The sequence below is a fragment of the Galbitalea sp. SE-J8 genome (genome assembly GCF_030345695.1).
In the GTDB taxonomy this organism is placed as follows: domain Bacteria; phylum Actinomycetota; class Actinomycetes; order Actinomycetales; family Microbacteriaceae; genus JAUASV01.
The window spans coordinates 1-22,133 of the sequence record NZ_JAUASV010000009.1 but is presented as its reverse complement, the minus strand read 5'-3'; the positions used below and the strand labels follow the sequence as shown (position 1 = coordinate 22,133).

Genomic DNA, 22,133 nt, shown 5'->3' with positions numbered 1-22,133 from the left:
ATGTCATCCCAACGGAAGGGGATCCTCATGAAGGACTCACAGAACCGCGCCGCATTCGGCGCAGGCCCGTTCCGCCGACACCACGACCCGCGCGTCGCCGCCCTGCGTGAGCAGCTCGGCGGCCGCGGCCACGGCTTCGACGGACCGGCACTCGGCCGTCACCCCGGCTTCGGCGGCTTCGGTCGCGACGGCCACGGCCCGGGCTTCGGCCCCGGCGGCTTCGGGCCGGGCTTCGGCCCGGGCGGGTTCGGGCCCCGCGGCTTCGGACCCGGCCCGCACCGCAAGCGCCGCGGCGACGTGCGCCTCGCCATCCTGTCCCTGCTGAGCGACGCGGCCGCCAACGGCTACGGCCTCATCAAGGCCATCGGCGAGCGCAGCGGCGGCACCTGGACACCGAGCCCCGGCTCCGTCTATCCGACGCTGCAGCAGCTCGTCGACGAGGAGCTCGTCGAGGCGACCGGCGAGGGACGCCGCACGGAGTTCCAGCTCACGGATGCGGGGCGCGCCTACGTCGCGGAGCACGCCGACGAGCTCGCCGCGGTCTGGGCGTCGAGCCAGGAGCAGGCCGAGCGCGACGCCGGGCTCGGCGAGAGCGTCGGCAAGCTCATGGCCGCCGTCGGCCAGCTGCGCTTCGGCGCCAGCGCCGAGCAGCGCGAGCGCGCCGCCGGCGTGCTCGACGACGCCCGCAAGGCGCTCTACGCGATCCTCGCGGAGTAGCGCCGGCCGAGCCAGGAGCCACGGATGCCCGATCGCCTCGCGCGGTCGGGCATCCGTCGCGTGAGGCCCGGCGCTCCTCCCCAGGACGGATTCCGCGCGGCCGCGCACAGGCACGCCCCGTTCGGCCCGGCGCCGTCGGCGGGGCGTCGCATCCTTCTGCGCCATGGCACGCAAAGACGATCTCGGCCGACGCGGCGAAGACCTGGCCACCGCCTACCTGGAGGGCGCGGGTCTCGTCATCGTCGAGCGCAACTGGCGCTGCCCGCCGCACGGCGAGATCGACATCGTCGCGCGCGACGCGACGACGATCGTCATCGCGGAGGTCAAGACCCGGTCGAGCGTCGCGTTCGGGCATCCGTTCGAGGCGATCACGCCCGCCAAGCTCGCCCGGCTGCGACGGCTCGCCGGGCTGTGGCGCGCGGCGCATCCCGAGGTCGCCGGCGGCCTGCGCATCGACGCCGTCGCGATCATCGCCCCGCCCGGCGGCGACGCCGTCATCGAGCACCTCGCCGGGGTGGCCTGATGGCCGTCGGTCGCACCCGTTCGGTGGCCATGCTCGGGCTCGACGGCGCCCTCGTCGAGATCGAGGCGGACATCGCGGCCGGGCTGCCGCAATTCGCCCTCATCGGGCTCCCGGATGCCGCGCTCGCCCAGGCCAAGGATCGCGTGCGGGCGGCGGCGACCAACGCCGGGCTGCCGCTCAGCCACCACCGGATCACGGTCGGCCTCTCGCCCGCGTCGCTGCCGAAGCACGGCTCCGGATTCGATCTCGGGATCGCGCTCGCGGCGCTCGCGGCGGACGACGCGGTGCCCGCCGAGTCGCTCGACCGGGTCGTGCACATCGGCGAGCTCGGGCTCGACGGGCGCGTGCGCCCGGTCGCCGGAGTGCTTCCCGCGGTCGCCGCGGCCCGGCGCGCGGGCGTCGGCACCGTGATGGTGCCGGCCGCCAACGCGCACGAGGCATCGCTCGTGCCCGGCGTGCGGGTGGTCGGCGTCGCAAGCCTGCGCGAGGCGGCGATCTGGCACGGCGCACAGCTCGATCCCGAGCCGGTCGATCCCGTGCTCGGCGCACCGTCCGAGGAGCGCGGCGCGCCCGAGGGCGATCTCGCCGAGATCATCGGCAACGACGACGCCATCGACGCGATGGTCGTCGCCGCGGCCGGCGGGCACCACGTCTTCCTGCTCGGGCCGCCCGGCGCGGGCAAGACGATGCTCGCATCGCGCCTGCCCACGATCCTGCCCCCGCTCGACGGCGAGGCTGCGCTCGAGGTCGCCTCGCTGCGGTCGCTCGCGGGCCTGCCCGTCGGCGCGACCCTCGACGACCGGCCGCCGTTCGAGCAGCCGCACCACACCGCCTCGGCGGTCTCGCTCATCGGGGGAGGCAGCGGCGTCATCCGGCCGGGCGCCGCAGCGCGCGCCTCGCGCGGGGTGCTCTTCCTCGACGAGGCGCCCGAGTTCGCGGCCGTCGCGCTCGACGCGCTCCGTCAGCCGCTCGAGTCGGGCACGATCACGATCCACCGCGCGAAGGCGGTCGCGCAGTTCCCGGGCGCGTTCCAGCTCGTGCTCGCCGCGAACCCGTGCCCGTGCGGGCAGTGGGGCGCGAAGGACGCCGACTGCTCGTGCACCCCGTTCGCGCGACGGCGCTACCTCGCCCGGCTGTCCGGCCCGCTGCTCGATCGTGTCGACATCCAGCTCCACATCACCCGGGTGACCGCGGGCCAGCTCGCGCTCGCGACCGAACGCGGGGGACGCCTCGACTCGGCGACCGCGCGCGAGCGCGTCATCGCCGCGCGGGCGCGCGCCGCCGAGCGACTGCACGGCACCCCGTGGCGCATCAACTCGGAGGTGCCCGGCGTGTGGTTCCGCTCCGACAGCATCCGTCTGCCGGCGTCGGCGACGGCGCCGATCGACCGAGCGCTCGAACGCGGCGCGATCACCATGCGCGGCTACGACCGCATCCTGCGGGTGGCGTGGACGCTCGCCGACCTCGACGAGGCATCCCGCCCCGGCATCGACCACGTCGGCCGCGCCCTGTACTTCCGCCGAGCGATCTAGGAGGCACCATGACCATGTTCGGAATCGACGGCACCGAGGTGCGCTCGCTCGTCGCCGCGGTACGGCGCCCCGGCCTCGGTGATGCCGCGGTGCGCGAGGCCTTCGCCCGCGCCGCGTGGACCGGGATCGCCGAACCCGGCGACGGCGACGCGGGAGCGCTCGTCGGCGCGCTCGGTGCGACCGGCGCGCTCGAGCTGCTGCTGCGCCGCCCGTCCGCGAGCGAGCTCGCCGCAGCGGCCGATCTCACCGATGAGCGGGCGGCGGAAGCCGTGGCCCGCTGGCAGCCGCGTGTGATCGCGGCCGACGTGCTGCGCTGGCTGCGACAGGCCGCCCGCTTCAACGCGCACCTGGTGATCCCCGGCGATCCGGGCTGGCCCGAGGGCGTCGACGATCTCGGGTCGCACGCCCCGGTCGCGCTCTGGGTGCGCGGCGACCCCGACGTGCTCGCGTCGTCGGCACGGGGCCTCGCGCTCGTCGGCGCGCGTGCCTCGACCGGATACGGCGAGCACGTCACGGTCGACGCGAGCGCGGGGCTCGTCGAACGCGGCTACACGATCGTGTCGGGCGCGGCGTACGGCATCGACGGGGTCGCGCATCGCACGGCCCTCGCGACGCACGGGCGCACGGTCGCGTTCCTCGCGGGCGGCGTCGACCGGTTCTATCCGAGCGGGCACGACGACCTCCTCACCCGCATCGCGCGCGTGGGGGCGGTCGCCTCCGAGGTGCCGTGCGGCGTGCCGCCGACCAAGTGGCGCTTCCTGCAGCGCAATCGACTCATCGCGGCGGCGAGCAGCGCGACGGTCGTGCTCGAGGCGGGCTGGCGGTCGGGATCCCTCAACACCGCGGCGCACGCATCCGCTCTCGGGCGTCCGCTCGGCGCCGTGCCCGGGCCGGTGACGAGCGCGACGTCGGCGGGATGCCACCGGCTGGTCCGGGAGTTCGGGGCGACCCTCGTGACGACCGCCGCCGAGATGGCCGAGCTCGCCCCGCTCGTCGGCCCCGCGCAGCTCGACCTCTATCCGGAGCGGCCGGACGGGGCGCGGGATGCGGCCGAGCCGACCTCCGACGAGATCCGCGTGCTCGACGCGCTCGCGCCGCGCTCGTCCCGCACGCCGCACGACGTCGCGGTGCGATCGGGGCTCGCCGTCGCGCGGGCGCAGGCGATCCTCGGTCTGCTCGCCCTCGACGGGCGCGCGCGCGAGACTCCCGACGGCTGGCGCCGCGCGTGAGGTACGGCGCGCGCCTAGATATCCCAGGGGCGTGGTTTGTCAAGCGGCGAGGGCATGTCGGTGTGCCCAGGCGATGGTTTCGTCGTAGCGGGTGTGGTGGCGGAGGCAGCCGTCGAGGATCCCGACGAGCCGGTTCGAGAGTGCTCGGAGTGCGGTGTGATGTGTCGCGCCGGCGGCGCGGTGCGCGTCGTAGAACGCTCGGGCGCCTGGTGAGGTGCTGAGGGCGCAGAACGCCTGTTGGTGCAGGGCGTCGGCGAGGCGTCGGTTGCGGGCGTAGCGGGCGAGCACGACGCGGCGGGTGCCGGACGCGCGGGTGATGGGGCTGGTGCCGGCGTAGTTCCGGCGTGCTTTCGCGTCGGCGAAGCGGTCGGGGTCGTCTCCGAACTCGGCGAGCACCCTCGCGCCGAGGACTGTCCCCAGGCCGGGCTGGCTGGTGATGATCTCAGCGTCCGGGTGCCGACCAAAACACGACTCGACCTCCGCTTCCAGCGCGGCGATCTGGCCGGTCATCGCGGTCAGCACCGTCACGATCGCGGTGACCGCGGAGCCGTAGGCGGCCGCGACCGGGTCGGACAGTTCGAGCTGCTCGGACCGCAGCGGGGTGAGGACCTCTGCGGCGCGGTGCTCGAGGTTGCGTTGCCGTCCTGCCCGGCGCAGCACCGAGACCAGTCGGGCCCGGGTCAGCGCCCGACCGGCAGTCGGAGTTGGCGCGGCGGCGAGGACCGCGAGGGCGTCTCGCCCGGCGAGGTCATCGCTGAACACGGTCAACGCGGCCGGGTAGAACTCCCGCAGCATCGACCGCAGCTGGTTGGCCTGCCGCTGTCGCGACCAGATCATCGTCTGATGCGCCCTCGCCAGTGCCTTCACAGCCTCGACGAGATCACTGTCCCCGGTCGCGGGCCTGTGATGATCACGGTCGGTACGGACGATCTCCGCGAGCACGTGCGCATCTCCCGGGTCGCTTTTCGCGCCCGATGTCGAGTGCCGTAGCCGGTATTGGGCAGACTGCTGCGGGTTGATCGGATACACCGTGTACCCAGCTCCGATCAGAGCCTGCACCCACCCGCCCCGATCCGTCTCGATCCCCACCAACACCGATTCCGGGCCATCGTCCTCGTCGAGATGATCCGCGATCAGCGCATGCAACCGCGCCAGGCCAGCCACTCCTTCCGGCAGTCGATGCCGGGCCAGTACCGCACCCTGCCCGTCCTGCAGCTCGATGTCGTGATGGGCCTCCGCCTAGTCATCACCAAGGAACAACATCGTCCCGCTCCCTTCGCTCACCCTGATCAATGACGCGTCCCTGGAGGAAGCCCGCAGCGCCCTAATGGTTCAGTGCTCGAAGCACGTCATCCCAGCAGCCATCACCGCTTCCTCACCAACCAGCGGGGGCACGATCTAGACGTAGACCTCGAAGGGTCAGGCTGCGAGAGTGCTCACCCGCTGGCGGACTCGGACACCACACTGGCCCACAGGACCACGCAATGCACCCCCATTAGGCTGGCGCCGTGATGCTGCTCGGCCAGTACGGCGCGCCCACCCACACGATCGCCCACCTCAGCGATCCGCACCTGCTCGCGGGCGGGGCGCCGCTGCACGGCGCGGTCGACACCGTGGCGCACCTCGAGCGCGCGGTGACGATGCTGCGCCACCTCGATCCGCTGCCGCAGGCGCTCGTGTTCACGGGCGACCTCGCCGACCTCGGCGAGCCGGACGCCTACCGCCGCCTGCGCTCCATCGTCGAACCGGCGGCGGCCGCCATCGGCGCCGAGGTGATCTGGGTGATGGGCAACCACGACGAGCGCGAACCCTACGCGGCCGAGCTGTTCGGCGAGCAACCGACCTCGGCGCCGCAGGATCGCGTGCACGACCTCGACGGCCTGCGCATCGTCTCGCTCGACACGACGGTGCGCGGCTACCACCACGGCGCGCTCGACTCGTCGCAGCTCGACTGGCTGCGCGGCGTGCTCGCCACCCCGGCGCCGCACGGCACGGTCATAGCGGTGCACCATCCGCCGGTCCCGGTGCCGCTCATGCCGGCGATGGCGATGCTCGAGCTGTTCGACCAGGGCGCGCTCGCCGACGTCGTGCGCGGCACGGACGTGCGGGCGATCCTCGGCGGCCACCTGCACTACAGCACCCACTCGACGTTCGCGGGCATCCCGGTGAGCGTCGCGGCCGCGACCTGCTACACGATGGCCCTCGCGACGCCCGACCGGCTCATCTCCGGGGTCGATGCGAACCAGGCGATCTCGATGGTGCACGTCTACGACGACCGCATCGTGCACACCGCCGTGCCGCTCGTCGACCAGCCCGAGACGTCGAGCTTCCCGGCATCCGCTCGCTCGCGCATCGAGGCGATGACGCCCGAGGAGCGCACGGAGGCATTCAGCCGGAAGGATTCCACGTTCAATCGCGGCGCGGAGTAGCCGACGGATGCCGCCGATCCGTCACGATGGTCGGGTGGGCATCGCGGACGAGATCGACGGCTTCATCGAGCACGTCGTCGTCGAGCGCGGGCTGAGCGCGCTCACCGCGCGGGCGTACCGGTCCGACCTGGCGGCGCTCGCCGCGTTCGCCGACGAGACCGGGGTGACGGATGTCGCGCAGCTCGACCTGGAGCTGCTGCGCGGCTGGATGTGGCGCTCCTCGCAGCAGGGACTCTCCTCGGCGACCCTCGCCCGGCGCTCCTCCGCGGCGCGGGCGTTCACGCACTGGCTGTCCGGCACCGGCCGCACGCCCGCGGACGCCGGTGCGCGCCTGCGCACCCCGAAGAGGGAGCACCGCCTGCCGCGAGTCGTCACCCGCGCCCAGATCGACGGGCTGCTGGCGGGGCTCGAGGCGCGCGCCGCCGGCGGCGACGTGATGGCCGTGCGCGATCTCGCGATCGTCGAGGTGCTCTACGCCTCGGCGCTGCGCGTGAGCGAGCTCGCCGGGCTCGACCTGCCCGACGTCGACTTCGAACGGATGACGGTGCGCGTGCTCGGCAAGGGTGCGAAGGAGCGCGTGGTGCCGTTCGGGGTGCCGGCCCGCCGAGCGCTGGAGCGCTGGCTCGTCGCCCGCGACGAACTGGGCGCTTCCTCCGACGCGCTGTTCCTCAACACCCGGGCGGCACGGGTCGGCAGCCGCACGGTCTACGAGATGATCGCGGGGCTGCTCGTCGATCTGCCGAGCGCGGGCCCGTCCGGTCCGCACACGCTCCGTCACACCGCGGCGACCCACCTGCTCGACGGGGGGGCGGATCTCCGCGCCGTGCAGGAGCTCCTCGGCCACGCGAGCCTCGGCGCCACGCAGATCTACACGCACGTCTCGACGGAGCGCCTGCTCGAGAGCTACGCGCGCGCCCACCCCCGAGCCTGATCCACGGATGCGGCCCGGCGCGGATGTGGAGACCGTAGGCGCGAACGGATGCGGTTGCCTACCTTCGTCGCCATGCGCGTGGGATGGACAGCGTCAGCGGCGATCGTCTTGGCGCTCATTCTCGCGGCGTGCTCGGATGGGGCGCGCCCCCCGGTCGAGACCTCGGCGTCGCACGCTTCGACGCCTGCGGCGGTCTCGGCGGACGAGGCCCAAGCCGTCTTCGCCCAGTATCTCATCGCGAGCGACTCCGTGGCCGTCGCCGAGCGCGGCGATGCGTCGCCCGTGAAGCCGTATGTGACGCCCAGGATGCTCGTCGTCGAGCAGAGAGCCGCGACCGCGTTCAAAGAAGCGGGCGTCCACCAGGACGGAGCGACGACGTTCGACGGATTCACGGTGCAGCGGAGCGACCAATCCGAGATGGTGGCGTATCTCTGCCTGGACGGTTCAGAAACGCACCTCACTGACGCCGACGGCCACTCAGCGGTGAAGGAGGGCACTCCGGATCGGCAATCGGTCGTCGTCACGTTCGTGCGCCAGGGTACGCAACTGCGAGTGGACGGATTGAACCTGTGGTCCGGACAATCCGTGTGCTGACCGCGGCGACGGTTGTGGCGCTCGCGCTGCTCGCTCCGACCGCGGCACGTGCGGCCGGCGCTCCCGCGGATCCAAGCTGCGCGCAGGCACTCGCGCGGGCGGGGCTCTGCCCCGAGCTCGACGCTCGCTCCGACGGACGAGAAGTGGACCTGACGGGTTCCTTGAGAACGTCGCGCGATGAGTCAAGCCGTAGTGATGAGGGCTCGAGCTCGCCGGGCGGCACCACGCTCCAAGGTGGTAGCGGCTCGGCGAGTTCCTCGATGGGTTCGGCGGCTCCGGCGCTGTTGGGGAATGACTGTGTGTATTCGTGGCCGGTGGATCCGGGGTCGGATGTGTGTGGGGAGCACTCGCCCGCACTCGCCTGGGTCTGAGGACGCTTTGGGCGTTTGAGGGCGGTTCAAACCGTCCTCAAACGCCCAAAGCGTCCTCAGACGCGACCGGCGCCGCCGCGACACCGCGGATGTGGAAACCGCGTGCGCGAACGGATGCGGTTGCCTACCTTCGTCGCCATGCGAACGCGATCGTGGACGGTCCTCGTCGTAATCGCGCTTCTCAGCGGATGCGCGAGCGTCACGGCCGACCCGGAGCCGATCCCGTCGCGGCCGACGCGCATCTCGTCGTCGATATCGCTGGAACAGGCAACCGCTGCCTTCTCGGCGTACCTGGTCGCGTCGGACGCCATGGCGCGGGCAGGCGGCGAGGCCGTCGAGACGATGCGCCCGTATGTCTCCGAAGCCCTGTTCGAGCGCGAGAAGGCGGGAGCCGAGGCGCTTCGAAGCGTCGGCGTCAAGAAAGTCGGAAGCGCCAGCTTCGACCACGCGTCGCTGCAGGCTGACGGCCCCACCTCGGCGGCCATACACGTGTGCGTCGACAACACCGACAGCGATCTTGTGGACGAGAACGGCGTCTCGGCCGTAGCGAGCGGCACTCCAGAGCGGCAAGACACCCTGGTGCATCTTGTCGTCGAGGGCGGAGTTCTCGTCGTCGACGGGTTGGACCAATGGACCGGCGCGGCCATTTGCTAGGCGTCGGCGCCGCGGTTGCCACATTCGTGCTCGGCGCACTTACCGGTCCGGTGTCGGGAGCCCCAGCGCATGAGCTCTGCACCGATTTGATGCGCGAAGCGGGCCTGTGTGCTGTGAGCGCACACACCGACGCCACTGTCGTTCGAATCGATGAGTCGCTTCGCACGCACGCCGAGGAGAACCGTTCGACGCAACTCCCTGGCAAGAGTGGCGGTGGTCGAACGGCGTCGCCGATCGACTCGAGCGACGTGTCGGCGGCTCCGGCGCTGTTGGGGAATGACTGTGTGTATTCGTGGCCGGTGGATCCGGGGGCGGATGTGTGTGGGGAGCACGTGTCGGATGAGGACACGGGTGGGGTGGTGGTGACGCTGTCGGATGTGGCCCGGTTCGCGCCGGGCCGTGGGGTGGTGTTCCTGGAGCCGGAGGGGTGGGCCCTGGTGGGGTTGCCGATGAACGCGTACGGGGCCCCGGCACCGGTGACGGCATCCGGGGTGTTGTTCGGTGCCGCGGTGCAGGTGCGGTTCACGGGTCTGTCGTGGCGGTGGGACTTCGGCGACGGTGTGGTGCTCGACACGGTGACGGCGGGCGGCAGCTGGCGCACGCTCGGGCAGGACGAGTTCACCACGACCGACTCGAGCCACGTGTATGCGGGCCGGGGCACGGTGCAGGTGGTCGCGGACGTGATCTACCGTGCCGAGTACCGGTTCGCGGGCGTCCAGGCGTGGACACCGGTCGAGGGGACGTTGACGGTCCGCTCCGGGGAGTGGGACGTGCTCGTGGGCACGGCATCCACCGTGCTCGTGAACGGATCCTGCACACAGAACCCCGCCGGCCCCGGCTGCTGAACACACGCCCGCACACGCCCGCACTTACCCGCGCTTGCTCGCGCTCGACTGCGCACGCCCGCGCTCGACTGCCTGTGAGGACGCTTTGGGCGTTTGAGGACGGTTTGATCCGTCCTCAAACGCCCAAACCGTCCTCACACGCGACCCGGCCCGACGCGGCCTGGCGCAGCCGCGCGGCCCGGCGCACGCGCGGGCGCGCTCAGTCGATCGGGCGCGTCGGCAGCAGCACCGCGCGGGGGACGCCCCCGAGGTAGAGCATCGGTGACACGTACTCGCCGTCGACGCGCACGCCCAGGTGCACGCACGGGTCGGCGCAGTGGCCGCCGTCGATCGTCGCGATGACCTGGCCCGCCCGCACCGAGTCGCCGGCGACGAGGTCCGTCGTGACGGGCTCGTAGCTCGAGACGACGCCGCCGCCGTGATCGATCGAGAGCACGCCGCGGTCGACCACGACCCCCGCGAACGAGACGACGCCGTCGGCGGGCGCCAGCAGGTCGTCGCCCGCGGCGAGGTCGACCCCGCGGTGGCCCGGGCCGTACCGGGTGGCCGGCGCGATGTAGGGACGGATGACGACGTGCGGCCCGTCGACCGGCCAGCGCCAGGTCTCGCCCGCCGTCACGTCGTCGGCGGCCACCGTCGCGCCGAGCGACGCCGTCGCACCGAGCGACAGCGCTGCGCCGAGTGCGACCAGGGTCAGCAGCGCGAGCGCGTCGCGTCGCACCCGCGCGTCGCGTCGCACCCGCGCACCGCGTCGCCAGCCGACCCGAGACCTCATCGCCCCAGGCTCCGCTCCGAGCGTCTCGCTCCGGGCACGACGCCGGCACCGGTGCACAGCCGTGACCGGTGGAGGAGTGGACGGCGCGCTCCGCGGATCGGCGCGGCATCCGCTCTGCTATGCTCGACACCGCATCCCGTCCATCGGGATGACTACGCGTGCCCTGAACCGTACCGCGTCGGCCGGAATGCCGACGCAGCGGGCGCCGCATCCTCCAGTCGCACACCGCAAACGGTGTGTGCGGATGCGCGTGGGGCACCAGGTTCCGCACAGCCCGGCACTGCCACCGGGGCGAGAAGACAACTGAGGGGCGCCCCCGCGCGCCAGAAAAGAGAGAACGACCATGGCCGTCGTCACCATCCGCCAGCTGCTCGACAGCGGCGTCCACTTCGGACACCAGACCCGCCGCTGGAACCCGAAGATGAAGCGCTTCATCCTCACCGAGCGCTCGGGCTCGCACATCATCGACCTGCAGAAGTCGCTCGAGTACATCGACAAGACGTACGACTACGTCAAGGAGACGGTCGCCCACGGCGGCACGATCCTGTTCGTCGGCACCAAGAAGCAGGCGCAGGGCGCGATCGCCGAGCAGGCGCTCCGCGTCGGCCAGCCGTTCGTCAACCAGCGCTGGCTCGGCGGCCTGCTCACCAACTTCACCACGGTCTCCAAGCGTCTCGCGCGCATGAAGGAGCTCGAGGAGATCGACTTCGACGACACCACGCGTGGCTACACGAAGAAGGAGCTCCTCATCCAGAAGCGCGAGCTCACCAAGCTGCAGAAGTCGCTCGGTGGTATCCGCAACCTGGCCAAGACGCCGTCGGCGGTGTTCATCGTCGACACCAAGAAGGAGCACCTCGCGATCGACGAGGCCCACAAGCTGGGCATCCCGGTCATCGCGATCCTCGACACGAACTGCGACCCCGACGAGGTCACGTACGCGATCCCGGGCAACGACGACGCCATCCGTTCCGTGGCGCTCCTGACGCGCATCGTCGCGGATGCCGCGGCCGAGGGCCTCACGCAGCGTCACCAGGGCGGTGCCGAGGCCGACGTCGAGCCCCTCGCCGCGTGGGAGGCCGAGCTGCTCGCCGCGAGCGAGACGCCCGCGACCCCGGCCGAGCAGATCGAGGCCGGCGACGCGCTCGTCGGCGGGTCGGCTGTCGCCGACGCGGCGGTCGCCGAGGTCATCGCCGCCGAGGTCCCCGTCGAGGAGAACGACGCCGAGGCGGCCGTGATCGCCGACGCCGAGGCCGCCGCGGACGAGGCCCTCGTCGTCGAGCACGCCCCGGAGACCGAGGAGGCCGCCGAGGCCAAGATCGAGGCCGAGGCGACCGAGGCCGAGAAGAAGCCCGCCGCGAAGCGCCGCGCTGAGCCTGCCGAAGCGAAGCCGGCCGCGAAGAAGGCGCCCAAGGCCGACGCGGGCGCCACCGAGGCCGCCGAGTAAGCACCGTCTCTCCTGAGACACCCGCGGAAGCCACGCTCCCGCATCGCGGGCGGATGCCGAACCCGGCTCCGTCCGCATCCGCGGTTCCGAACCGCATCCGTGGTTTCGGGCCCGCATCCGCGGTTCCGAACCGCCCCATCCGCGGCATCGCTCGTCAGGAGCGCTGCCGCACCAGATCACGACAAGTGAGGAACAGAGATGGCTGACGTGAGTCTCGCCGACATCAAGGCCCTGCGCGAGCGCCTCGGCACCGGCATGGTCGACACGAAGAACGCCCTGGTCGAGGCCGAGGGCGACATCGAGAAGGCGGTCGAGATCCTCCGCCTCAAGGGCGCGAAGGGCAACGCGAAGCGTGCCGACCGCTCCACGAGCGAGGGCCTCGTCGGCGTCGTCGAGTCGGCGACCGCGGTGACGCTCATCGAGCTCGCCTGCGAGACCGACTTCGTCGCGAAGAACGACAGGTTCATCGCGCTCGGCCAGACCGTGCTGCAGGCGCTCGCGGACTCGGGCGCCGAGGACGTCGACGCGGCGAACGCCGTGATCGTCGAGGGCGGCAAGTCGGTCAAGGACACCATCGACGACCAGGCCGCGGTCATCGGCGAGAAGGTCGAGTTGCGTCGCGTCGCCCGCATCACGGGCGACACGTTCTCGATCTACCTGCACCGCACGAGCAAGGACCTGCCCCCGCAGGTCGGCGTCGTGCTCGCGTACTCGGGCGACGACGCGGACACCGCGCGCTCGATCGCGCAGCACATCTCGTTCGCCGACCCGCAGTACGTCTCGAAGGAGCAGGTTCCGGCCGAGTCCGTCGAGAACGAGCGTCGCATCGTCGAGGAGATCAGCCGCGGAGAGGGCAAGCCCGAGGCCGCCCTGCCGAAGATCGTCGCCGGCCGTCTCGGCGCGTACTTCAAGCAGGTCGCGCTGCTCGAGCAGGACTACGCGAAGGACACCAAGCTCTCGGTCGGCAAGGTCGCGGCCGATGCCGGCCTGACCATCACCGACTTCGTGCGCTTCAAGGTCGGCGCGTAGCAGTCCGACAACGGACGGCCCCGCTTCTCGAACAGCGAGCGGGGCCGTCCTCTTAGAACGCGGGAACGTTGCCGATGATCTCCTCGAGGAACGCGAGCTCGGAGCTGTCGTCCAGGATGTCGGCGTAAGCCCAGTAACCGTGTCCGAAAGCGAACGTGCCGTATCCGTCTCGCTGATCCTGCCAAGCTCTGTCCGCCGACGTTTTAACCGCTGTATAGCCACTGGCGACAAGAGAAGCCTGCTCGTCGTCCGCCTGGTCAGCGGCGATTCGACCATAGGCGTAAATGGTCGAGTTCTCCCCGTCGCTCATCCAGGCACACACGATTCCGCCATAACGAAGAAATGCATGGATTTGCTGATCGGGCGCGGCGAGAATCTTGTCGCGGAAAGTCCCCGAGAGAGACAGGCCGCTCTCGCGCAGAGTTGACTGCGTCGACGGATCAAGAAGGTTGTCGCAGGTCGCGTCGCTGTCGAAGCTCGGGACTGCCTCGGGCGTCGGAGTCGAATACGTCGGCCCCACGCGCGTCGGTAGAGGGTTGCCCAGATCGTCCCATGGTGCGGAGAGCGCTGCGTGAAGAAGCGTTCGATCTCCGATCGGCTCGCCCAGATCGAAGTAGCCTCCGCCGATGGCCGGCTCCTCATCACATGGTTGATCGGACTCGCCGCTCAGCGCGGCGATTGTGACGGTGGTGCTCGTCTCATACACCGCTGTGCCGACGTGTGCGATGCACCCTTCGGCCACTCGCGCATTGTCGACGAACGCGATGAAGAGCGTCGTCACGTCGGGGAAGCGTTCGATGACGGCCCACGGCACGCTCGAATATCGTGCATCGGGGGCGATCAGTTTATCCGGCAGATTCACGTTCGCGAGATGGTGGTACTCGGCGGTCATCACCCTGCCGTCGTCGGCGACTGATTCCTTGAGTAGTGAAGCTCCGGGTTCTGGGCTCGCACAACCGGAGATGAGGAAGGCGACAAGAATGGCGAGGCCAGCGGCATGGATTCGCTTAGAGGATGCAGCGTTCACTTCGGCTTCCCTCTCCTTTGTGAGTCAAGGCTCTTGATATGAGGTCCACGTGACACCGTGAGACGCAAGAAATACCCGCGGAGAGAAGAAGTTGGTGGAACTGCCCCACCCGTTCCAGTCTGGAGTCATCGAGACGTGAACGTGCGTGTAATCGGCATAGGTCCCAGAGGATCCCGCTGTGCCGACAGTCTCCCCTTCGACGATATAGCTCTCCGTCCCACACCCATAGCACGTGGTGGCCAGATGGGCTACAGCCCATTCGTTCGTGTCGTACTGGTTGTTGACTGCGACGTATCTGCCGTATCCGCCGACATCGTTCAACTCAATGTATATGGCAGCTCCGCCGGACATTGCGTACACGGGAAAAGTGCCCTGAGCGCCATCGAATCGATCCCAATCGTTTCCGGAATGGGAGCTGTTGCAGCCCTCCGAGCCCACGACCCATCCGATGTTGTCTCCACCATACGTGTTGGGGAACGGCTTGACGTAGGTGTCTGTCGAACTGTTGGCGGTCGCTGTGCAGGTGGCTGAGGCCGGGGTTGCCGCGACAACCGAGGTGACGATCAGCGTAAGGCACGCGACAATTGCAACGGTCACTCTTCGCGGAACGAGCGTCATTCGATTCGCCATTCGTTGGGGAGGACGAGCTCTCGTTGGAGGCCGATTATATGCCGGGGCGGCCCCGCGCGCCAGTAGTTGGTTCAGGTGGCACGCGTTCGATGGGCAGCGGGATGGACCTGATCTCAGCGGCATGACCGACGCGTCCCGTGCGACATCGACGCGTGCTTTCTCGCGTGGCTCGCGTCACGGGGCGACCAGTGCTCTCGGCGCCTACGTCACGCCGGTCGCGCTCCTCGAGCAGGACCACGCGAAGAACCACGGGAAGGACGACAAGCTCTCGGTCGGCAAGGTCGCGGCGCCTCCGCACCGCCGATCGAGCGGGCGCCAGCCTGACCAGCGACGTGCGCAAGCGCCAGTGTCCGCTTGACGCAGTGTCCGCTCAAAGGGGGACCCAGGGGCATCCGTTTCCGGCCGTCGCCCCGTCCCGCCCGCCGCGCGCGCATCGCGAACCGATAGCCTTGACCCGGCCCGACCACCCACAACCGAGGAGATCGATGTCGCACGCCGCCAAGAGACGGGTTCTTCTGAAGCTCTCGGGGGAGGCGTTCGGCGGTGGTCAACTGGGGGTCAACCCCGACATCGTGAGCGCGATCGCGGTCGAGATCGCCACCGTGCTCGACGACGTCGAGGTCGCGGTCGTGGTCGGCGGCGGCAACTTCTTCCGCGGCGCCGAGCTCAGCCAGCGCGGCATGGATCGGGGCCGCGCCGACTACATGGGCATGCTCGGCACGGTCATGAACGCGCTCGCGCTACAGGACTTCCTCGAGCAGGCCGGCGCCTCGACGCGCGTGCAGTCGGCGATCTCGATGCAGCAGGTCGCGGAGCCCTACGTGCCGCGCCGCGCCGAGCGGCACCTCGAGAAGGGCCGGGTCGTCATCTTCGGAGCGGGCGCGGGCCTGCCCTACTTCTCGACCGACACGGTCGCGGCGCAGCGGGCGCTGGAGATCAAGGCCGACATCGTGCTCGTCGCGAAGAACGGCGTCGACGGCGTGTACGACGCCGATCCGCGGCACAACCCCGAGGCTCGCAAGCTCGAGACCGTCACCTACCAGGAGGCGCTCGTGCAGGGCCTCAAGGTCGTCGACTCGACCGCGTTCAGCCTGTGCATGGACAACCGGATGCCGATGCTCGTCTTCGGAATGGAGCCCGCGGGAAACCTCACCCGCGCCCTGCGCGGCGAGACGATCGGCACGCTCGTCTCCGCCTGAGGGGTGCCGGCGCGCCCACTACACTCGACTGGACGCGAAGGAGTGACTGTGGCGATCAGCGACGTTCTGGCCGAGGCCAGGGAGAAGATGGACAAGGCCGTCGAGGTCGCCAGGGACGACTTCGGAACGGTGAGCGCGGGACGCGCGAACCCGGCCCTGTTCCAGCGCGTGCTCGTCGACTACTACGGCTCGCCGACCCCGCTCAACCAGCTCGCGGGCATGCAGAACCCCGAGGCGCGCGTGCTGCTCGTGACGCCCTACGACAAGAGCGCGCTCAAGGAGATCGAGAAGGCGCTCGTCGCCATGCCGAACCTCTCCGCGAACGTCGGCAACGACGGCGAGATCATCCGCGTCACGCTCCCCGAGCTCACCGAGGAGCGGCGCAAGGAGTTCGTCAAGATCGTGCGCGAGAAGGGCGAGCAGGCGAAGGTCGCGATCCGCAACATCCGTCGCAAGGCCAAGGACGACCTGGACGGTCTGAGCGAGGTCGGCGAGGACGACATCTCGCGCGCGGAGAAGGAGCTCGACGGCGCGACGAAGGGCCACGTCGACCAGATCGACGAGGCGCTCAAGCGCAAAGAAGCCGAGCTGCTCGAGGTCTGATGTCGGAGGGCTCTGGCACGCCCCCGGGGCGCAGACATCCGCCGTCGCGCGCGGAGATCGAGGCCAATCTGCACGACTTCGAGGCGCGGGCGAGAGCGACGAGCGATCGGATCAACGCCCGGAGCGGACGCAACCTCTCGCTCGCGATCATCGTGGGACTCGTGCTCGGCGCCGCCGTGGTCGCGAGCCTCATCGTCGTCAAAGAGTTCTTCATGCTCTTCGGCGCGGCGCTCGTCACCGTCACGGCCCTCGAGCTCGCGGGCGCGCTGCGGTCGGCGGGGCGCGACGTGCCGCGCATCCCGCTCGTCATCGCGAGCATCGGCATCGTCCCGCTCGCGTTCTACGGCGTGCCGGCCCTCGGGCTGACCCGGGACGAGGGGCACTGGCTCGGACTGCTCGCGGCCGTCGTGCTCGTCACCGTGTGGCGGCTCGTCGAGTCCGTCGTCCCCGGTCGCCGCGTCGCGGCCCGCGAGCTCGGAAAAGACCTGCTCGCGGGCGTGTTCGTGCTCGTCTACATCGTCTTCCTCGGCTCGTTCGCCATCGTGCTGGTCGGGAACGACGGCGGGCAGTGGTGGGTGCTCGGCTTCCTCATCGTCGTGGTCTCGGTCGACACCGGCGCCTACGCCGCGGGGCTCGCCTTCGGGCGGCACAAGATGGCGCCCATGATCAGCCCCGGCAAGACCTGGGAAGGGTTCGCGGGCTCGGTCGTCGCCGCGACGATCGCGGGCATCCTGATCGCGTGGCTCATGCTCGGCCAGCCGTGGTGGGTCGGCATCCCGCTCGGACTCGCGCTCGTCGCGAGCGCGACGAGCGGCGACCTCTCCGAGTCGCTCATCAAGCGCGACCTCGGCATCAAGGACATCAGCACGTGGCTGCCCGGCCACGGCGGCGTGCTCGACCGGCTGGATTCGACGATGCTGTCCGCTCCCGTCGCCTACGCCCTGTTCCTGCTGTTCCGATAGGGCGTTCCCGCGGTCGCCGTAGTGCATGATGGAGCGGTGAGTTCGACGTTCCCGCGCACGCGCAAGTCGGTCCCCGGCTACGACGTGGACCACGTCGAGGACTTCCTCGAGGAGGCCCGTCGCGCCTACACCGCCGATCCGTCCGCGCTGTCCGTCGTGTCGAGCTCGACCATCCGTCGCATCGCCTTCCCGATGACGAAGGGCGGGTACTCACCCGTGCACGTGGATGCGGCCCTCGAGCGCCTCGAGGACGCCTTCGCCCAGCGCGAGCGCGACCGCGCCCTCGCCGCCCCCGGCGGGCAGGACGCCTGGTTCGCGCAGGCCCGGGAGACCGCCCAGGTCGTGCTCGACCGACTCGCGCGGCCGGCCGGCGAGCGGTTCTCGCGCGAGGGCCAGTTCACCCGCGGCTACGACGTGAAGCAGGTCGACGCGTTCCTGGACCGCCTCGTCGACTACTTCCAGAGCGGCGCCCCGATGAGCGTCGAGGAGGTGCGCACGGTGGCGTTCTCCCCCGTGCGGCACGGCTACTCGGAGGCCAAGGTCGACTACCTGCTGGAGACCGTCGTGCGCGTCATGCTCGCGGTGCGCTGAGGCGGCCGAGCGACCCGGGTCGTGGCACCCGACCGGGGGCCAGCCGTTACCGATCCGTTAGGCTTCTGGCTTCGTGGGTACGCATCGGAGACACAGCGCGGCCGGGCCGGCCTATTCCGGCGCGCCCGCACGCGGCGTCGGGTACCTCATCCGCTCGTCCCGCATCCTGCCGACGCTCGCGTTCCTCGCCGCGACGGCGCTCGTCGCGGTGCCGATGATCGACCCGTCGAACGCGTTCGCGATGACCGCCGAGCAGTCGTTCGTCGACCAGTACGGCGTGCGCGACGCCCAGACGCTGCTCGTCGGGGCGGGGGACGGCACCGACGTCGACCGGCCGGACTACAAGATCACCGTGGCGCCGGCCGAGGTCGAGAAGGCCGAGGCCGAGGCGCCCGCGGTCGGCAAGCCCGACCCGGGCTCCGCGAAGGCCATCGCGCTCGACCTGGTCGAGAAGAAGGGCTGGGGCGACAAGCACTTCGCCTGCCTCGTCGCGCTGTGGAACCGCGAGTCGCACTGGAACGTCTACGCGAGCAACGGCGGAAGCGGCGCCTACGGCATCCCGCAGGCGGTGCCCGGCTCGAAGATGGGCTCCGTCGGCTCGAACTGGAGGACGAGCGCCACGACGCAGATCACCTGGGGACTCGGCTACATCGCGGGACGGTACGGCACGCCGTGCGCCGCGTGGGCGCACTCGCAGAACTCCGGATGGTACTGACGAGTCGATAAAGTCGTCGCGTGGACCTGGCCCTTTTCGCGATCGTCGCGGTGCTCACGATCGTCGCGGCCGGTGCCTTCAGCAAACGACTCGGCGTGGCGACGCCGATCATCCTCATCCTCGTCGGCATCGGGTTCAGCTACATCCCGGGAGCGCCGACCGAGTTCGACCCGGAGATCATCCTCGTCGGACTGCTGCCGCCGATCCTGTACTCGGCGGCCATCACCGTGCCGGTCGTCGACTTCCGCCGCAACCTCACGAGCATCGGCGCGCTCAGCGTGCTGCTCGTCGTCGTCTCGGCGTTCGCGAGCGGGCTGCTGCTGTACTTCCTGCTGCCCGACCTGTCGCTGCCCGCGGCGATCGCGGTCGGCGCCGTGATCAGCCCGCCGGATGCCGTGGCCGCGACGGCGGTCGGCAAGCGGCTCGGACTGCCCCCGCGCCTCACGACCATCCTCGAGGGCGAGGGGCTCGTCAACGACGCGACAGCGCTCACCATGCTCAAGGCCGCGATCGCCGCGGTGAGCGCGACGCTGTCGTTCTGGGGCGCCATCGGCGACTTCGTCTACGCCGTCGTCGTGGCCATCGTGGTCGGGCTCGTCATCGGCTTCATCAGCGTGCGCCTGCGCGAGAAGCTGCCCGACTCGGTGCTGCAGACCGCGATCTCGTTCGCCGTGCCGTTCGTGGCCTTCATCCTCGCGGAGGATCGCGGCGCGTCGGGCGTGCTCGCGGTGGTCGTCACGGGCCTGTACACGGGGCACGAGAGCGCGAAACGGTTCAGCGCGCAGTCCCGCATCACCGAGCGGATCAACTGGCGCACCGCCCAGTTCGTGCTCGAGAACGTCGTCTTCCTCATCATGGGCGTGCAGATCAGCTCGATCATCGTCGCCGTCGACCGGGAGGGCACGCTGCCTCTCGGGGTCACCGTCCTCGTCGGCGCGCTCGTCACGGCGGTGCTCATCGGCATCCGGTTCGTCTTCGTGGCGCCGCTGCTGCTGCTGCTGCGACGGCAGAACTCGCGGGCGCGCAGCCGGAACACGCGGTTCGGCGAGGCGCTGCAACGGGTGCAGAAACGCATCGAGGGGGACGAGCGGTTCACCGCGCGCTACGAGCGTGCCCGGCGCGAGCACCAGCGGCGCGTGCACGACGCCGAGGAGCTGCGGCGCGAGGGCCTCGGCTGGCGCGGTGGCATCGTCATCGGATGGAGCGGCATGCGCGGCGTGGTCACCCTGGCCGCCGCGCAGACGCTCCCCACGGATGCCGACGACTGGCCGTACCGGCCCCAGCTCGTGCTCATCGCGTTCGTGGTCGCCGTCATCACGCTCGTGCTGCAGGGCGGCACGCTGCCGCTCGTGATCCGGCTCACCGGCATCCGCGGCCCGGATCGCGCCGCCGACGAGAACCGCTTCGCGGAGCTGCTCGGGGAGCTCGCGGAGGCCGGGGCCGCGGCCGTCGACGACCCGACCCTCGAGGTCATCGACGGGCAGCCGTTCACCGACGAGGAGCGCGAGCGCGTCAAGCACGAGGCCCAGGCGATCGTGGACGCCGCGCGCGAGCGGGCGGAGGAGGGCGTCGACGAGCCCGAGGACGTCGCGTCGAGCCCGCATCGCCGCCGGCGCGTGCTCGTGCACCACATGATCGAGGCCCAGCGGGAGGCGCTGCTCGAGGCGCGCAGCGAGGGCACCTACCCGTCGCGCCTGATCGAGCGCGCGCAGGCGATGCTCGACCTGGAGCAGACCCGCATCGAGGCGGCCGACGGCCGCACCACCTGACCGCGGTCGCGCTCGTAGGCTGGAGGGCATGCCCCGCAGCAATCGCCCCCGTGGACGACGCCGCGAGGAGCCCGAGGCGCTCGACCTCGCCCGCGCGACGGCCGGGTTCAAGCGCACCGAGGTGAAGCGCGACGGCGACTGGTACGTGCAGCCGCAGCGCGCCGACTCGGCGGTCAAGGCGTACACCTGTCCCGCGTGCGGGCTCGAGATCGGCGCGGGAGTCGCGCACGTCGTCGCGTGGCGGGCGGACGGCATCCTCGGCGACGCCGACGCGCTCGCCGCCCGGCGGCACTGGCACACCCACTGCTGGAGGATCAGGCCATGACCGACGCGACCGGACCGGATGCCGCCCCCGGCGCCGTCGAGATCCCCGGCGCCGTCGAGATCCGCGGCGCCGTCGAGCTGCCCGCGCGACGCGAGGCGCTCACGCTGCGCACCGCGGACGGCCTCGACCTCGTCGCGGAGCTCGCGCTCCCGGTCGGGCGGGAGCCGGTCGCGACGATGGTGGCGCTGCATCCGCTGCCGACGCACGGCGGCTTCATGGACTCGCACATCATCCGCAAGGCCGCCGCGCGCCTGCCCGCGCTCGCCGACCTCGCCGTGCTGCGGTTCAACTTCCGCGGCGTGACCTCGCCGCACGGCACGTCGGCGGGGGAGTTCGGCGACGGCGTCGACGAGCAGCACGACCTCGCGGCCGCGCTGGACCTCGTCGCCGCGCGCGGCCTGCCGAACCCGTGGCTCGTCGGCTGGTCGTTCGGCACCGAGGTCGTGCTGAAGTACGGCCTGCGGCACCCGATCGTCGGCGCGATCCTGCTGTCGCCGCCGCTGCATCGCGCGACGGATGCCGAGGTCGCCGCGTGGGCCGGCAGCGGCAAGCGACTCGTCGCCGTCGTGCCCGAGCTCGACGACTTCCTGCGTCCCGAGGAGGCGCGGGAGCAGTTCCGGTCGGTGCCCGAGCTCGAGTTCGTCGCCGTGGCCGGCGGCAGGCACCTGTGGGTGGGGGAGGCGCAGACGTCGCGCGTGCTCACGGAGATCGTGGCGCGGCTGAACCCCGCGGCGCTGCCGCTGCCGACGACGTACTCGCGTTGAGTCCCGGGGGACCGCGCCGGCATCCGTGTTGAGGGCTCGCCCTCCCCGCCGGCACGGACCGCCGACGCTTCGCGTCGTCGGTGACCGGCGGCGTGGGCCCAGCCGGCGGCGCCGACACGGATGCCGGCGCTCGCGACGCTGGGCAGCTAGTGTCGCGTTTCTGAAGTTGGTTGACGGTTCGCTTTGGTGAGGATTTCGTCGGCGGTCTTGGCCCAGACGAAGGCGTGTTTGCGGTCGTTCCAGCCGGTGATGAATTGGCGGATCTTCGCGTTGAGGTCTTTCACGCTCGTGAACACGCCGCGACGGATGGCCTGGCGATCGATGATCCCGAACCAGACCTCGACGAGGTTCGGCCACGATCCGGAGGTCGGTGTGAAGTGGACATGGAAGCGCGGGTGCTTCTGAAGCCAGTCCTTCACCTCGGGCGTCTTGTGGGTGGCGTAGTTGTCCATCACCAGGTGCAACTCCTGCTCCG

At 70.8% G+C, this 22,133-nt stretch carries 22 protein-coding genes and 1 pseudogene; 19 read left to right on the top strand and 4 right to left on the bottom strand.

Annotation, left to right across the window (positions count from 1 at the left end):
- Positions 1-27 precede the first annotated feature (27 nt).
- The 4 genes from QT381_RS07765 to dprA all read left to right on the top strand — a co-directional run bounded on the left by QT381_RS07765 (position 28) and on the right by dprA (position 4,001).
- Entirely contained in the window at positions 28-717 is a 690-nt protein-coding gene (locus QT381_RS07765) for a PadR family transcriptional regulator (RefSeq protein WP_289248299.1), read from the top strand.
- 163 nt (positions 718-880) lie between these two features.
- Entirely contained in the window at positions 881-1,240 is a 360-nt protein-coding gene (locus tag QT381_RS07760) for a YraN family protein (protein WP_289248298.1), read from the top strand.
- Positions 1,240-2,772: a YifB family Mg chelatase-like AAA ATPase gene (locus QT381_RS07755; protein WP_289248297.1), complete on the top strand. Its 1,533-nt coding sequence runs from the start codon at positions 1,240-1,242 to the stop codon at positions 2,770-2,772. The genes QT381_RS07760 and QT381_RS07755 overlap by 1 nt, the downstream gene beginning before the upstream one ends.
- 8 nt (positions 2,773-2,780) lie before the next feature.
- Positions 2,781-4,001 (top strand): DNA-processing protein DprA, encoded by a 1,221-nt coding sequence (gene dprA, locus QT381_RS07750; RefSeq protein ID WP_289248295.1) that lies wholly within the window; start codon positions 2,781-2,783, stop codon positions 3,999-4,001.
- A 39-nt stretch (positions 4,002-4,040) separates the two neighbouring features.
- Here dprA and QT381_RS07745 read toward each other — a convergent pair.
- A pseudogene (locus tag QT381_RS07745) lies at positions 4,041-5,264 on the bottom strand (IS110 family RNA-guided transposase).
- A gap of 248 nt (positions 5,265-5,512) precedes the next feature.
- Here QT381_RS07745 and QT381_RS07740 point away from each other — a divergent pair.
- The 5 genes from QT381_RS07740 to QT381_RS07720 all read left to right on the top strand — a co-directional run bounded on the left by QT381_RS07740 (position 5,513) and on the right by QT381_RS07720 (position 9,825).
- Positions 5,513-6,430 (top strand): metallophosphoesterase, encoded by a 918-nt coding sequence (locus QT381_RS07740; protein ID WP_289248400.1) that lies wholly within the window; start codon positions 5,513-5,515, stop codon positions 6,428-6,430.
- Positions 6,431-6,464: 34 nt separating this feature from the next.
- A complete protein-coding gene (locus QT381_RS07735) occupies positions 6,465-7,361 on the top strand; it encodes a tyrosine recombinase XerC (protein WP_289248293.1) in 897 nt (298 codons plus the stop codon).
- Between the two features lie 48 nt (positions 7,362-7,409).
- Positions 7,410-7,955 carry a hypothetical protein gene (locus QT381_RS07730; RefSeq protein ID WP_289248292.1) on the top strand — a complete coding sequence of 182 codons (546 nt, stop codon included), beginning with the start codon at positions 7,410-7,412 and terminating at the stop codon, positions 7,953-7,955.
- 491 nt (positions 7,956-8,446) lie between these two features.
- Positions 8,447-8,980: a hypothetical protein gene (locus QT381_RS07725; RefSeq protein WP_289248291.1), complete on the top strand. Its 534-nt coding sequence runs from the start codon at positions 8,447-8,449 to the stop codon at positions 8,978-8,980.
- 332 nt (positions 8,981-9,312) lie between these two features.
- Entirely contained in the window at positions 9,313-9,825 is a 513-nt protein-coding gene (locus QT381_RS07720) for a hypothetical protein (RefSeq protein ID WP_289248290.1), read from the top strand.
- A 199-nt stretch (positions 9,826-10,024) separates the two neighbouring features.
- On the opposite strand, the gene QT381_RS07715 is transcribed toward QT381_RS07720, so the two are convergent.
- Positions 10,025-10,600 (bottom strand): murein hydrolase activator EnvC family protein, encoded by a 576-nt coding sequence (locus tag QT381_RS07715; RefSeq protein WP_289248289.1) that lies wholly within the window; start codon positions 10,598-10,600, stop codon positions 10,025-10,027.
- Between the two features lie 343 nt (positions 10,601-10,943).
- Here QT381_RS07715 and rpsB point away from each other — a divergent pair, with 343 nt between their 5' ends.
- Together rpsB and tsf are read left to right on the top strand one after the other, a co-directional pair.
- The gene (gene rpsB, locus QT381_RS07710) at positions 10,944-12,044 is read left to right on the top strand and encodes a 30S ribosomal protein S2 (protein ID WP_289248288.1); all 1,101 of its coding nucleotides are present in this window, start codon (positions 10,944-10,946) and stop codon (positions 12,042-12,044) included.
- A gap of 198 nt (positions 12,045-12,242) precedes the next feature.
- Complete coding sequence (gene tsf / locus QT381_RS07705; RefSeq protein WP_289248286.1) at positions 12,243-13,073, top strand: translation elongation factor Ts; 831 nt, start codon at positions 12,243-12,245, stop codon at positions 13,071-13,073.
- A 52-nt stretch (positions 13,074-13,125) separates the two neighbouring features.
- On the opposite strand, the gene QT381_RS07700 is transcribed toward tsf, so the two are convergent.
- Positions 13,126-14,100 carry a hypothetical protein gene (locus QT381_RS07700; protein ID WP_289248284.1) on the bottom strand — a complete coding sequence of 325 codons (975 nt, stop codon included), beginning with the start codon at positions 14,098-14,100 and terminating at the stop codon, positions 13,126-13,128.
- A gap of 1,115 nt (positions 14,101-15,215) precedes the next feature.
- On the opposite strand from QT381_RS07700, the gene pyrH reads away from it, so the two are divergent.
- The 8 genes from pyrH (at position 15,216) to QT381_RS07660 (ending at position 21,658) form a co-directional block, all read left to right on the top strand.
- On the top strand, positions 15,216-15,929 hold the full coding sequence (gene pyrH, locus QT381_RS07695; protein ID WP_289248283.1) for a UMP kinase: 714 nt from the start codon (positions 15,216-15,218) through the stop codon (positions 15,927-15,929).
- 87 nt (positions 15,930-16,016) lie between these two features.
- Entirely contained in the window at positions 16,017-16,532 is a 516-nt protein-coding gene (gene frr / locus QT381_RS07690; RefSeq protein ID WP_289248399.1) for a ribosome recycling factor, read from the top strand.
- The gene (locus tag QT381_RS07685; RefSeq protein WP_289248281.1) at positions 16,532-17,494 is read left to right on the top strand and encodes a phosphatidate cytidylyltransferase; all 963 of its coding nucleotides are present in this window, start codon (positions 16,532-16,534) and stop codon (positions 17,492-17,494) included. Before frr ends, QT381_RS07685 begins: the two co-directional genes overlap by 1 nt.
- A 36-nt stretch (positions 17,495-17,530) precedes the next feature.
- Positions 17,531-18,085 carry a DivIVA domain-containing protein gene (locus QT381_RS07680; RefSeq protein WP_289248280.1) on the top strand — a complete coding sequence of 185 codons (555 nt, stop codon included), beginning with the start codon at positions 17,531-17,533 and terminating at the stop codon, positions 18,083-18,085.
- Positions 18,086-18,158: 73 nt separating this feature from the next.
- Positions 18,159-18,800, top strand: coding sequence for an aggregation-promoting factor C-terminal-like domain-containing protein (locus tag QT381_RS07675; RefSeq protein ID WP_289248279.1), 642 nt, complete (start codon positions 18,159-18,161; stop codon positions 18,798-18,800).
- Positions 18,801-18,820: 20 nt separating this feature from the next.
- Positions 18,821-20,569: a cation:proton antiporter gene (locus QT381_RS07670; protein WP_289248277.1), complete on the top strand. Its 1,749-nt coding sequence runs from the start codon at positions 18,821-18,823 to the stop codon at positions 20,567-20,569.
- Positions 20,570-20,597: 28 nt separating this feature from the next.
- Entirely contained in the window at positions 20,598-20,894 is a 297-nt protein-coding gene (locus QT381_RS07665; protein ID WP_289248276.1) for an Rv1322 family protein, read from the top strand.
- Positions 20,891-21,658: an alpha/beta hydrolase gene (locus QT381_RS07660; RefSeq protein WP_289248275.1), complete on the top strand. Its 768-nt coding sequence runs from the start codon at positions 20,891-20,893 to the stop codon at positions 21,656-21,658. The genes QT381_RS07665 and QT381_RS07660 overlap by 4 nt, the downstream gene beginning before the upstream one ends.
- 146 nt (positions 21,659-21,804) lie before the next feature.
- Here the strand turns inward: QT381_RS07660 and QT381_RS07655 are convergent.
- Positions 21,805-22,133: transposase (locus QT381_RS07655; RefSeq protein WP_289248274.1), on the bottom strand; the 329-nt coding region annotated here is incomplete at its 5' end.